A 263-nucleotide genomic window follows, 5' to 3' on the forward strand; every position below is an offset into this window, starting at 1 on the left:
CTAAATTCAACGATTTTTATGAATTTTGCATGGGTGATAAAGAGGAGATTAGAATTCAAGGTTTTCAAATTGATAAGAATGAGAAAAGAAAGCCATTAGATCAACTTGTAAATAAAGATAATTTTGTTCCTCATGAAGCGTCTTTCTATAAGAAAATTGCACATCTAATTAGTAAACATTTAAGATAACCTCCGTGTGGTTATAAAAATGATTAAGTTTTGACTAGTAATAATTTATGTAACTAACATTGTTATAGATTAAGG

The 263-nt window shown here is 27.0% G+C and carries 1 protein-coding gene; it reads left to right on the plus strand.

The features are described 5' to 3' along the window. Positions 1-188, plus strand: a 188-nt coding sequence (locus SB753_RS38240; RefSeq protein ID WP_410805317.1) for a hypothetical protein, incomplete at its 5' end; no start/stop codon positions are given. Positions 189-263 lie beyond the last annotated feature (75 nt).

This window comes from Paraburkholderia sp. SIMBA_053 (genome assembly GCF_046534895.1).
GTDB classification, from domain to species: Bacteria; Pseudomonadota; Gammaproteobacteria; order Burkholderiales; family Burkholderiaceae; genus Paraburkholderia; species Paraburkholderia caledonica.